Raw genomic sequence first — 11,261 nt, 5'->3', positions numbered from 1 at the left:
GGAGAAGCGTGCGTCGACCTCGTCGGCGGTGGCTTGGCCGTAGGCCAGCGGGGTGACGGAGTCGCCGTCGACGGCCAGCAGAGTGGGGAACCCGGCAACGCCGAGCTGGACCGCGCGGCGGAAGTCGGCGTGGGCCGCGGTCTGTGCGTCGGGTGCTTCGAAGGCGGCGACGACGGCATCCGCGTCGAGCCCGGCGGCCTGGGCGACCGTCCGGTAGGTGGCCGCTTCGGACAGGCTGCGTCCGTCGACGTAGAAGGCGGCCTGGAGGGCAGCGGCAAGCTCCGCCGCGCGGTCGGGGGCGGCCTGGCGCAGGGCGGCGACACTGCGGGCGGCGGCCTCGGAGTCCATCACGAAGGAGCCGTCGGCGATCAACTCCTCGTAGGCCTCGCCGAATTCGGAGCCGGTCAGCTCGGCGATCTTGGCGTTCGCGCCCTGGACGTAGCCGAACTGGCGGAGGGGTACCTGCCGCGATCCGGTGAACAGGCCGCCGGAGACGACCTCGACCGGCAGTTCGGGGTGCCGGGCGGCGACCTCGCTCAGCGTTCCGGAGAATCCGTGCGACCAACCGCAGTAGGCGTCGAAGACGTAGACGAGCTTCATCGAGGACCTCGGCAGGGATGTGCGCCCGCGGGTTGCGAGCGATTCACCTGACAGGACAGTAACTGACGCATCAGATATTTCAAGGTTCGTGTGAGGTGGGGCACACAGGTGTGGCTGACCACGTCATTACACCAGCGTGGCCGCTGGTCCGCAGGTCAGGGCAGGCGAGGCAGCAAGTCCCGAGCCGTGTGGCTGAGAATCCGGAGGTCCTCCGCGAACCACTTCCGGTCCGTCGGAGGCAAGGGATCCACGAGGTACCGCTTGATGTTCTCCAGGTGGACGTGGGACGCGCGTGCGACCGTCTCCTCACCCAGCGGCGTGAGCCGCACCAGCTTTCCGCGCCGGTCGTCGGGGGAGTCCGCGCGCGTCACGAACCCCGCCGTCTCCATGCGGTCCACCAGCCGGGTGACGCCGCCCGTGGTCAGCACCTGCTCCTGGGCGATGGCACGCATGGAAAGCCCCGGCTCGCCCGCGCGACCGAGGATCAGCAGCACCTCGAAGACCAGATGGCCGATGCCGCACTCCGCCTCCAGCGCCCGGCCGAGGATGTACTCCAGCCGGTTCGCCGCCCCCTGCAGTCGCCCGAAGGCCAGAATGAGTTCATGGCCGGCGGCCTCATTCGCCGTCCTGATCTCCGCTTCCTCACCCACGGCAGCGCCGCCCCTCTAGTCGTCCCGACACCACCGTACCGATCACGTTCGGACATGCGGGGCCGGCGGAGGCACCTGGACCAGTCGAGCGACAAGGTGCCCCATCCGTGCCCGCCGCGCGGTGAGGCCGGGGCGGCATCGGCAAAGCCGTCAGCCCCGATTCAGCACGAGGCGATGGCGATGCTCGCGGTCGTCGCGATTCGCCCGTCGCCGACGCCAGGGAGTTTGGTGAATGTGATCAGTAAGTTCTCCCACGCAGGCGCCTACGGACTGCTCGCCCCGCTGGAGAACGAACGCTGACGCCTAGCCAGCTCACCGTCCCTAGGCAGATGCGGCCCATCCCCAAGAGCTCATTCAGGACGCCACATCCTCTGCCCGTCCACCCGCTCATGAGGCGCCTCCGCATTCCCAGCATCATTCCGACTCCCCCGCACGAAAGCCGTCAACTGCCTCGATCGACGAGCGCCAACGTGCAGTTCCCTCCGCAGAGTCTCGGCCGAAACGGGTCGTTGGTGCAGCTCCCGGTGTCGGGCATCCACCATGCGAGCCCGCAGCAGCAACGGATCGCCGTCTTCCTTCAACCGCTCGCTCTTAGCGTGACCGCCCGTCCGCACCTCGCCGACTTCGCGCCCCGTCCCTGTACCATCCGGGTCGGCGGCGACAAGGGCGTCTTCACACACGACCGCGCACCGGAGAACTCCGCGTTCGACGCATGCCGCTCTTGCCACCTCGCACAAGAGGTGGTTCGAGCAGGGCGAGGCGGGCCGTGATGCCCCTGCCTACCGGCTCCTGCTCGGTGAGGAGCGATTCGGTGACGGCCTTGACGATCTCCAGGCCGTGCTGGCCAATCCGGTCGGGATCGGTGGCCCGGGCCGTGAGGACGGTGGGGTCGCTGTCCCATACGACGATGTCCACGGCGTGGGCGTTGATGCGCAGTTCCATCAGGACGGGGCCGGGGGCGTAATTGAGGACGTTGGTGACAAGCTCGCTTACCACCAGCTGGGTGACGTCTCTGGCAGGTGCGGGCACGGGCAGTTGATGGTCGGCGTGCGCCCGATCGAGGAAAGCGGCGGCGTGATGACGGGCGTCGGCGATGCAGACGGCTTTCCCGTCCAGGGCGTAGCCGGCGCGCATCAGGTAAGCATCCCCTCCGGACAGCCGTCACCGGCGGTATCGGATCTCACTGGCGTCGGCCTCATTTGCTGTCCATGACCGCGCGGGTGGTACCCGCCCTCCTGGCATACATGACAGAAGCATGTTGTACGGCACAGCCGTCCGAGTACATCCGGCTGGGGCCGTGGGCAGAATCATTTGCGCACGCCCTGACCCGGGACAGCGTAAGCGCAGCCGACGAGACGGTGACCAATATCGAGCAAGCAGACCGGCCGCAGAGGCTGTCTATCGAGCACCGCGTGATGGACGGCGTCCGAGTCGTCACCGTGCGGGGCGAGATCGACCACCATGTCCAGGGCACCTTCCGCGAAGGCTGCTGCCCGAGAATGGCTAGCCGGCGCCTGTGCGGATCGTGGTGGACCTCAGCCAGGTGGCCTTCATGGACTCCAGCGGGATCAACATCCTCATCTCCGCCTACAAGCGCGTGGGCGCAACTCAGGGGTGGCTGCGCATCGCCGGCGTCGACGACATCAGCTGCCATCCCCCGTCGAGCAGGCACTGAACCTCTGATCTCCGCGCCCACGTAATCCGGCGCATCCTGTTATCGCGAGCACCGCTGCACGGCCGCGTCCAGCGCCTCCGGCTTCGGCCGCCCCAACGCGCAGCCGATCAGGGCTTCCGTGACCCTGCGCAGTTTGCTGTCGGTGTGCGGGCGATCTCGCGCAGCACCTAGAACCCGGCAGCCGCCGGAACGCCGTACGTCGCGATAGGGACGCCGATGGCCTGGTCGACCGTCGCACAGGAGTCAATTGCCGGGCGCAACTCGGCGTTCTCCTGCCGAAGACGGGCCACCTCGACGTCAGGCCGTTTCCTCGGGCAGGGGCCACGGCTGGCGAGAGGTCGTCATGACGGGACTCCCTAAGGCGGGTTTTCCAGTACGCCTGCCCCGAAGTGCAGCAGCAAGACGCCCTTCCGCGCGACGCGAAGATCACTGACGCGTGGGGCTCTTCGCCGGTCGCGACTGGCGAAGAGGTCGCAGAGGCTGTCTTCTCAACCTCCCCCTCCAGCTGAGTCCTCCTCATATCCACGGTCACACGCGTTGTGTACGACCAGCGACGGCGTTCATGCCTGACCCACTGACCCGATCGTTGCGGCTGATCACCGCTAGGGGCGGTCTGTTGCCGCCGATCCGCGGCGATCACCGTGCCAGTCGACTATCAAAACCGTGGCGTCGTCCCTGAGGTTGCCGTGACAGGCGGCGAGCACCGCGGCGGTCAGGCTCCGGACGGCTTCGCGCGGGTGGAGAGTGCGGGTGTCGTGGACGAGTGAGGCCAGGTCGACGGCGGCGGCACCGCGCTCCTGCATTCCGTCGGTGAGCAGGACCAGGCGGTCTCCGGGACGCAACTGCAGTTCCTGGAGACGGTAGGAGGTGGGTGCCGACACACCGAAGGGCAGGTTGACGGCGAGGTGCACCTCTTCGACGGCGCCATCACGCATCAACAGCGGCCGGGGATGGCCGGCGTTGACCAGGTCACACCGGCCGGTGCCGAGGTCGACACACAGCAACTGCCCGGTGGCCAGGCCGCGACTGTGGCTCAGCAGGGCCTGGTGGGCGTGGTGGGCCTGCTTGAGGGCGTCACAGCCACTGCGGCGCGATCTGCGCAGGGCACCGACCAACAGAGTGGCCAGAAGGGCGGAGTTCGTGTCGTGGCCCATAGCGTCGGTGATGGACAGGTGCAGGGTGTCGCGGTCGAGGGTGTAGTCGTAGGTGTCGCCGCCGATGTCGTCGGCCGGGACCAGCCCGGCGGCGAGTGTGAACTGCTCCGCCTCGCAGCAGGGTGCCGAGGGAAGCAGCTGGTGCTGGATCTCCGCGGCCAGGCTGGTCTCGGTGGTACGCCGGCCCAGGTGGTACAGGTCGGTGAAACGGCGATCCGTGACGATGATGTAAGCCAGCGCGTGCGCCGCCTCACGGACCTGTCGCAGCACGGTGTCATCCACGCACTGCAAGGTAACTTCCAGGACGCCGATGCAGTCGCCGCGGTTGGTGACCGGCGTGATGACACACTGCCCGCCCTGGCCGTCCGCCTCCACCTGCTGACGCTGGCTCTGCAGAACGTCGTCGTACACGCTGCCCCGCAGGGAGAGCGACTCACCGGGGTCGTCGACCTCACCGCCGGCCGCGGAGAGGCGTACCAGCCGCTGCCCGATGAGGTCAACGAACAGGAAAGACACACGCTCCGCACCGAACCGCTTCTGCAGGTCGTGTGCCACCACATCGACAGACTCACCGGGCGGGGCCGCTTCCGCAGCGGCCAACACCTCGCCCAGTTCCAGATCTCCACCCTCCACGACAACCTCCTATCGGCTGCCACACCTTCTTCCCCAGTTCCTCGCAATGTCACCCCATCAACCCGTTTTACCAGGTCAGGACAGCACCGCTGGCGTCAGGGGCTCCCGGATCGGTCAACCGGTGGTCATGGGCGACCAGCGCTTCGACGATGGTGGGACACTGAAGTTTGCCCGTGATCTCGGACACTCGATGGTTATGCCGCGAGGGTGTGTTGATGCCGCTGCCTGGTCTCGGCTGGGGTGAGGTAGCCGAAGGTCTTGTGCTTGCGCAGGCGGCGGCGGTTGTAGAAGGTCTCGACGAAGTTGAAGACCTCGGCGCGGGCGGTGGCCCGGTCGGGCCAGATTCGGGTGCCGATTTCCTCTTTGAGTAGTGCCCAGAAACTCTCCGCGGCGGCGTTGTCGAAGCATGATCCGGTGCGTCCGCAGCTCTGCCGCAGCCCCAACTCGCTGATTTGGTCGCGGAATTGGGTCGATGTGTACTCGCTTCCGCGATCACTGTGTATGACGCAGCCGGGTTTCAGACCGGCTCGGCCGTGGGCCATGTTGAGGGCATCCACGACGAGGTCGGCCCGGTGATGGTCGGCCATGGCGTAGCCGACGACTTCGCGCGTGGCCAGGTCCAGCCAGCAGGCGAGGTAGAGCCAGCCCTCGGCCGTCGGGAGGAAAGTGATGTCTCCGACCAGCTTCGTGCCGGGGATGTCGGCGTGGAAGTCGCGGCCGATCAGGTCCGGGGCCGGCCTGGCCTTCTTGTCCGGCCGCGTCAGCGACCGGCGCCGGCGACGGTGGGCGCCCTGGATGCCGTGCTCACGCATCAGGCGGGCGACGCGCTTGTGGTTCACAGGCCGTCCCAGACGCCGCAGTTCGGCATGGACGCGCGGGACGCCGTAGGTTCCCCGGGAGACGAGGTGGATGACGGTGATCTCGTGGGTCAGGGCCGCGTCGGCGGCCTGGCGGGCGGCGCGGGTCTTCTGCGTGGCGAGCCAGGCGTAGAAAGAGGAGCGGGCCACCTTCAGCAGCCTGCAGAGGAAAGCGACGCCGTGGGTGGTCTTCACCGCCTCGATGAACGCGTACGCATCGTTCACCGATCGCTCTCTTTCGCGAAGAAGACCGCGGCTTTTCGCAGGACCTCGATCGTCTTTGCCTGCTCGGCGTTCTGCCTGCGCAGCCGCCTGAGCTCCTCGCGCTCCTGCGTGGTGAACTCGCCAGGGCGGCCCCCGCCCTGGTCTGCCTTGGCCTGGCGATACCAGCCGCGCAGGGACTCGGAGCTGATGCCGAGCTCCCGGGCGACGGCGGTGACCGTCTTGCCCGAGGAGTCGACGAGCGCGATCGCGTCCCGCTTGAACTCCTCTGTGTACCGCTTCGTGTACTTGCTTCCCACCTGGTGCTACTTCCTCTGGAACCTCAGGTCCCAGTCTCCAGGTGTCCACGATCAAGGGGAAGCTTCACACAGACACAGCAGCATGCCGAAGGTTGATCGGTACGCGGCGACCCCTTCCGGTCGTCGGGCGCCCGGGTTGTCGCGGGCTTTGGAACACAAGCACAACGGCAGGCGCCGGATGGGGCGCAAGGGGCGTGAGCGTCGAGACCGTGACCGCCGTCTTCGACACGGTCGAGTGGCGGTGAAGGAACAGGCTGCCGGTGCCGGATGTCTGGACTACGAACAGTCTCTCCAACCAGGTCCACGACGCCTATCAGAGCAAACTCACAGATCTGCCGCTTGGCGAGCAAGGCGTCGTGATCCGGCTGACAGTCCCGCATTCCATTTGCGTGCGATGGAATGCCCATGTTCAGGGGTTAAGAGAGCCCGACGGTAGGGGGGCGAATGGCCGTGTGACGACCCGGAGGCAGGACAGGCACGAGCCTGGGTGATCACCGAGTTCTTGACGCTCAGTGACCACCGGAGGGCCCGTGCCTGTCCTGCCATCACGCCTCATCGGCTCGACGAACTTCAACCGCCGCTCCCCCGACCACGACGACGACGAGGTCATGCTCGCCGTAATGGCCCCCTCGTTCATCGCGACGCTGGACCGCCACTTCACGGAAGACCTTGATCACAGCGAACTCATCAGCCCCGGACGGTGGAAGCGACGCGCACTGCTCCAACGCGCCAGGGAGACGGCCGTCGTACCGATCCGACGCTTCCTCTGACCTGTCCATCAGCCTCGATGCGCACGCCGACCAGTCCCGTCCCTGGACCTGCGGGGCGGGCGCGAACGGCACTCTACGTCGGCGTTCACGCCCGCTGCCGGTCAGGCCCGGTAAGAAATCCGGGACGAAGGATCCAAGACCGTGGCGTTGTCGGCGGAGAGCGGGGCACACGAAGGTGGCACGACAGGGATCTGCCGGCCGCCGACAGTGCGGTCGGCCGGGCTCTCGCCCATACATCGAGAAATCTGAAGATCGGAACCGAAATGATCGTCCTTGGCGCCATCCTGCTCATCATCGGCCTACTGGTCGGTATCTCACTCCTGACCACCGTGGGCGGTGTGCTCGTCGTGGTCGGCGCGGTCCTCTGGATTCTCGGGGCGAGCGGTCGCAAGATCGGCGGGCGCAAACACTACTTCTAGGTCCGCGGCCTGATCGCGAAGGTGCTCCAGCCGGCGAGAAGGGCGTCGAGAACCGACTGTTCGCACGCACAGGCCACGGGTTCACGGGTCGATCTCGCCATGGGGATGTTCGCCGGCCGACTCCACCTGCTGTGAGCCGAAGGCGCTGCTGATGTGCCTCTCCGGCGGCTCCCGCGACGCGGACGCAATTCCTCGATGTCCGCAGCCTCGTCGCCTCGTCGACACCTGCCCCGGGGCCTTGTCCGGATCGTCGTGGTGTCCTGTGGGGCCGTCGGTTCGGACGTCAGGTGGTGGTTCGGCGGCGGTCGGTGCCGGTTTGGCCGAGTTGGCCGGCCTGGTGCGTGAGGGTGGCGATGCGGTCCGCGAGGTCGGGGTGGTCGGCCTTGAGGTGGGTGCGGATGGCGGCGAGCGGGTCGATGAGGCTGGCGGCGTCGTTGTCGCCGAGGGCTTCGGTGAGGTCGGCCAGGGGTGTGCGGGCCTGGGCGGGAAGGTCGGTGAGGGCGGTGATCTGGCCGGCGAGCCGGCGCAGGTCGGCGGCGTTGGTGCGGGCCCAGGTGGTGAGGGTGCGGTCGGCGGCGCGGCGGTTGCGGGTGGCTTGGACGCGCTGTTCACCGGTGGTGCCGGGGGTGCCGGGGCGTACGCGCAGGTAGCGGCGTTCGGCGGCCTGACGGCTGGCTACGCCCAGGGGGTGGGCGAGGTCGGCCCAGCTGGAGCCTGCTGCGCGGGCCGTCTCAATGAGTCCGGGTTCCCATCCGGCGAGTTGTTCGCGCAGCTCGCGCAGCATGAGCAGGGCAGCCAGGGCTTGCTCGGAGCTGGCCTGGCCGCCCTCGGCGAGTGGTGGGGCTTGGGGGATCTGGGCGGTGCGGACGGCTTCGTTGATGGCGTGGAGCGCTGCCGCGGCGGCGAAGAACGAGGTGGGGTCACGAGGTGCGGGGGAGGTGTTCATGAAGATCCTCTCGGCGTCATCGTTCGGATGACACTCAGCTTGTCATCGTTTGGATGACATGCTACAACGGTGTCAGACGAAGCGCATTGGCAGTTCCTGCCAGACCTGTGGAGGTGTTTTCGCGATGTTGATGCGCACCGACCCGTTCCGCGAACTCGACCGGCTTGCCCAGCAGCTGACGGGTGTGACCGGCACCTGGTCCAGGCCCTCGGCGATGCCGATGGACGCCTACCGCGAGGGCGAGGAGTACGTGATCGCCCTTGACCTGCCCGGTGTGGCGAAGGACGCGATCGACATCGACGTCGAGCGGAACATGCTCACCGTCAAGGCCGAGCGCCGCCCGGTCGCGAAGGCCGACAACGTGCAGATGGAACTCTCCGAGCGGCCCCTGGGCGTCTTCTCCCGTCAGCTGGTGCTGGCCGACACCCTGGACACCGAACGCATCACGGCCGACTACGAAGCAGGGGTGCTGACCCTGCGGATCCCGATCGCCGAGCGCGCCAAGCCCCGCAGGATCACCATCGGCGGCCAGGCCGAGCCCCGGCAGATCAGCGGCTGAGGAGCCATCCCCTCGACCGCACCGACGGCGGAGGACGGGCATCGGTCTCCCCCTCAACTCCCGTCCTCCGCGCTACCTCCCTCGCACAACGACGCAGACAAGGCAGGGGCGGCCATGCGCTGGGAAGCATTCCTCGACCACGTGCGAGAGCGCGGCGAGTACACCACACCCCAGGACGCCGAGCGGGCCGCCCGCACGGTCCTGGCACTGCTGGGCGCGCATCTGGTGGGCGAGGTCCGGGCCGAGCTGGCCGCCCGCCTCCCGGAAACCTTCGCCCTGGTTCTCCTCAACCCGCTGCGGGCCGCCGAGCCACTTTCCCCGGAGCGGTTCCTGCGGGCGACCGCGGCATGGATCGAGGGAGCCACCGAACAGACCGCCGCCTGGGACGTCGGCGCCGTCCTGAGCGTGACCGCCGACGCGGCGGGCGAGGAACTCACCCGCCGCATCCTGCTCCAACTACCCCCGGGCTACGACCTCCTCTTCGGCCATCCCGAGCCCACCTGAACCCACACACCCCAGCGCGCCCCCACAGCCGGTCGACCCTCATCCGGCCGGCCCTTCCCAACAGCGACAAGCCCATCGCACGAGAAAGGCGACCGCTCCCCGATGCTTCCGCTGCGCGAACCGGCTTCTGCCCGGCCTGGCACGACGTTTCACCAGATGTTGGAAAGAATCCGCTACGAGGGTGCGTACCCCACCCGGGAGCGGGCCGAGCACGTCACGCGCGCCGTGCTGGCGGCCCTGGGCCGCCAGCTCACCGGCGACGAACGCGTCGAACTCGCCGCCTGCCTGCCCGTAGAGGCAGCACTCGACCTCACCGGCCAGATCCCGGCCCCCCAGCCACTCACCGGCTGGGGCTTCGTCAAGGACCTGGCCGCCCGCACAGGTGCCACCCCCGCGACCGCCCGCTGGGACACCGGAGCCGTCCTCGCCGTCGTCGGCCATCTGGCAGGCCCCGGCCTCCTGGACCGCATCCTCACCCAGCTCCCGACCGGATACGCGCTGCTGTTCGGCCGCGCCGAACTCACCCAGCCCGCCTGACCGTTCCGAGCCGCATCGGGCGAGGACGGCAGCGGCCAAGGAACAGCGGGAACCTGAAAAGGCTCCGGCGATGGCATCGCCGGAGCCCGGCGCCTCGTACCGACGGGCGGGGCAGGCCGCCATTCTGCCTACGGCCGTACGAAGCCATCCCGGGAATCCGGCCGACGGCTCCCCCGGCCGACGAGTCAGGCGTCCGCCGCGCGCTGCGAACCGGCGGCGTTGCGGTGTTCTCGGGCTCACCGCCGAACATCAAACGATGGATCCGTGCTGAGCCGGTGCCGGTGGCTGTTCTTCGCGGCGCGGGAACACGCCGACGCCGGCTGACCCGGCATCATCGCCGGCGTCGCGGTTCGTTGGCCGACCAATACGACCAGGAGCTCCCGCTGACGGACGCCATCCGGCAGACTTGCGGGCCCGGATCCGACGCCGGTGCGGACCCGGGACCGCCGACACATGCACGCGTGCCGCCACGCCGACGCCCACGGGTCCATCAGGACACCACCCAGTCCAATCCACAAGAGGTTCCTCCCGCATCAGCGGGAGGCGGGAGGAAACGCGGCCCGGCCCGTCAGCGACGTGAACCGGGACGATCACCTCGCGGCCCGGCTCGTCGGCAGCGCTTACGGCGAGGTGTGCGAGCCCGGGACGAGGCTCGAAGCGGCCGGGTCCCGTGCCGGGCGTCGACAGGATCCGTGGTGCACACGATCAGGGCCGCGCAGCAATGGCTGGGCGGCCCTGATGTGTTGAGTGAATCTGGGGGCCGGCGTGGCCTCGGCCGCAGAGCTCCTGCGGGCCGGTCCCCGTTCCTTGTGCCTGGGCGAGCAGCACGGCGCGCGCGGTCGGCGGCAGTCAGGGACGCGGCGTGCGTGATCCCTCGGTGGCAGGGCTGCGAGGTCAGGCCGGGCTGATGTTCTCGGCCTGACGGGCCCCGTCTCAGGCCGTGGTCGTCGGGTTCGACGATTCTGCGGCGCGGCGGTATTCGGCGTTGATGCGCTGGGCTTCTTCGAGCTGGTCCTCGAGGACGATGATGCGGCAGGCGGCCTCGACAGAGGTGCCATGGTCGACGAGTTCCCGGGCGCGGGCGGCGATGCGCAACTGGTAGCGGGAGTAGCGGCGGTGACCGCCCTCAGAACGGAGTGGGGTGATCAGGCGTGCTTCGCCGAGAGCGCGGAGGAAGCCCTGCGTGGTGCCGAGCAGTTCGGCGGCCCCGCCCATCGTATAAGCGGGGTAATCGTCGTCGTCGATACGGCCGAACGAGTCGTCTGCTGTCATCTGCACCTCTCTGTGGAACGCGTCGAGGGGCCCTGGTGCTCATCGCACCAGGGCCCCGAAGGAACTCTTACACCATCTGCCGACCCTGTTATTGCGCCGGCCTTCTGTTTCCGCAGCCCCGGCCTGAATGCCGTCGGGGGTGCTGGGATCGCGGTTGCTTGACC

At 68.4% G+C, this 11,261-nt stretch carries 13 protein-coding genes and 1 pseudogene; 6 read left to right on the top strand and 8 right to left on the bottom strand.

Annotated features, from left to right (window positions below):
- The 3 genes from JHN63_RS46515 to JHN63_RS46505 form a co-directional block, all read right to left on the bottom strand.
- Positions 1-600 (bottom strand): DsbA family protein (locus JHN63_RS46515; protein ID WP_200691181.1); only part of this gene is annotated, 600 nt, incomplete at its 3' end.
- Between the two features lie 155 nt (positions 601-755).
- A complete protein-coding gene (locus tag JHN63_RS46510; protein ID WP_200691180.1) occupies positions 756-1,250 on the bottom strand; it encodes a MarR family winged helix-turn-helix transcriptional regulator in 495 nt (164 codons plus the stop codon).
- A gap of 672 nt (positions 1,251-1,922) precedes the next feature.
- On the bottom strand, positions 1,923-2,384 hold the full coding sequence (locus JHN63_RS46505) for an ATP-binding protein (RefSeq protein WP_234478730.1): 462 nt from the start codon (positions 2,382-2,384) through the stop codon (positions 1,923-1,925).
- Between the two features lie 391 nt (positions 2,385-2,775).
- On the opposite strand from JHN63_RS46505, the gene JHN63_RS53520 reads away from it, so the two are divergent.
- A complete protein-coding gene (locus JHN63_RS53520) occupies positions 2,776-2,925 on the top strand; it encodes an STAS domain-containing protein (protein ID WP_234478729.1) in 150 nt (49 codons plus the stop codon).
- Positions 2,926-3,527: 602 nt separating this feature from the next.
- Here JHN63_RS53520 and JHN63_RS46495 read toward each other — a convergent pair.
- From JHN63_RS46495 to JHN63_RS54500, 3 genes are all read right to left on the bottom strand, one after another.
- Complete coding sequence (locus JHN63_RS46495) at positions 3,528-4,712, bottom strand: PP2C family protein-serine/threonine phosphatase (RefSeq protein ID WP_200691179.1); 1,185 nt, start codon at positions 4,710-4,712, stop codon at positions 3,528-3,530.
- Between the two features lie 194 nt (positions 4,713-4,906).
- Positions 4,907-5,794 (bottom strand): IS3 family transposase, encoded by an 888-nt coding sequence (locus tag JHN63_RS46490; protein WP_200691178.1) that lies wholly within the window; start codon positions 5,792-5,794, stop codon positions 4,907-4,909.
- Positions 5,791-6,090, bottom strand: coding sequence for a transposase (locus JHN63_RS54500; RefSeq protein ID WP_200691177.1), 300 nt, complete (start codon positions 6,088-6,090; stop codon positions 5,791-5,793). Before JHN63_RS54500 ends, JHN63_RS46490 begins: the two co-directional genes overlap by 4 nt.
- Positions 6,091-6,641: 551 nt before the next feature.
- Between JHN63_RS54500 and JHN63_RS46480 the strand changes: the two are divergent.
- Positions 6,642-6,860, top strand: a pseudogene (locus JHN63_RS46480) (cardiolipin synthase B); the annotation flags it as partial.
- A 263-nt stretch (positions 6,861-7,123) separates the two neighbouring features.
- The gene (locus JHN63_RS46475; RefSeq protein ID WP_200691176.1) at positions 7,124-7,279 is read left to right on the top strand and encodes a hypothetical protein; all 156 of its coding nucleotides are present in this window, start codon (positions 7,124-7,126) and stop codon (positions 7,277-7,279) included.
- Between the two features lie 283 nt (positions 7,280-7,562).
- Here JHN63_RS46475 and JHN63_RS46470 read toward each other — a convergent pair whose 3' ends face one another.
- Positions 7,563-8,225, bottom strand: a complete 663-nt coding sequence (locus tag JHN63_RS46470) for a type III effector protein (protein WP_200691175.1) — start codon at positions 8,223-8,225, stop codon at positions 7,563-7,565.
- Between the two features lie 124 nt (positions 8,226-8,349).
- Between JHN63_RS46470 and JHN63_RS46465 the strand changes: the two genes are divergently transcribed.
- The 3 genes from JHN63_RS46465 (at position 8,350) to JHN63_RS46455 (ending at position 9,825) form a co-directional block, all read left to right on the top strand.
- Positions 8,350-8,784, top strand: a complete 435-nt coding sequence (locus tag JHN63_RS46465) for an Hsp20/alpha crystallin family protein (protein ID WP_200691174.1) — start codon at positions 8,350-8,352, stop codon at positions 8,782-8,784.
- A gap of 114 nt (positions 8,785-8,898) precedes the next feature.
- Complete coding sequence (locus JHN63_RS46460; RefSeq protein WP_200691173.1) at positions 8,899-9,288, top strand: DUF2267 domain-containing protein; 390 nt, start codon at positions 8,899-8,901, stop codon at positions 9,286-9,288.
- Between the two features lie 102 nt (positions 9,289-9,390).
- On the top strand, positions 9,391-9,825 hold the full coding sequence (locus JHN63_RS46455; protein WP_200691172.1) for a DUF2267 domain-containing protein: 435 nt from the start codon (positions 9,391-9,393) through the stop codon (positions 9,823-9,825).
- A 933-nt stretch (positions 9,826-10,758) separates the two neighbouring features.
- Here JHN63_RS46455 and JHN63_RS46450 read toward each other — a convergent pair.
- Positions 10,759-11,097 (bottom strand): MerR family transcriptional regulator, encoded by a 339-nt coding sequence (locus JHN63_RS46450; RefSeq protein WP_200691171.1) that lies wholly within the window; start codon positions 11,095-11,097, stop codon positions 10,759-10,761.
- Positions 11,098-11,261: the final 164 nt, after the last annotated feature.

It is taken from the genome of Streptomyces sp. MBT65, from assembly GCF_016612545.1.
Classification (GTDB): Bacteria; Actinomycetota; Actinomycetes; order Streptomycetales; family Streptomycetaceae; genus Streptomyces.
The sequence above is the reverse complement of the archived record's forward strand: the minus strand, read 5'-3'. Positions and strand labels throughout refer to the sequence as shown.

Coding starts and splice junctions, on each gene's coding strand:
- JHN63_RS46505 (WP_234478730.1), bottom strand. CDS start 2,384: ATGCGCGCCGGCTACGCCCTGGACGGGAAAGCCGTCTGCATCGCCGAC.
- JHN63_RS46475 (WP_200691176.1), top strand. CDS start 7,124: ATGATCGTCCTTGGCGCCATCCTGCTCATCATCGGCCTACTGGTCGGT.
- JHN63_RS46470 (WP_200691175.1), bottom strand. CDS start 8,225: ATGAACACCTCCCCCGCACCTCGTGACCCCACCTCGTTCTTCGCCGCC.
- JHN63_RS46465 (WP_200691174.1), top strand. CDS start 8,350: ATGTTGATGCGCACCGACCCGTTCCGCGAACTCGACCGGCTTGCCCAG.
- JHN63_RS46460 (WP_200691173.1), top strand. CDS start 8,899: ATGCGCTGGGAAGCATTCCTCGACCACGTGCGAGAGCGCGGCGAGTAC.
- JHN63_RS46455 (WP_200691172.1), top strand. CDS start 9,391: ATGCTTCCGCTGCGCGAACCGGCTTCTGCCCGGCCTGGCACGACGTTT.
- JHN63_RS46450 (WP_200691171.1), bottom strand. CDS start 11,097: ATGACAGCAGACGACTCGTTCGGCCGTATCGACGACGACGATTACCCC.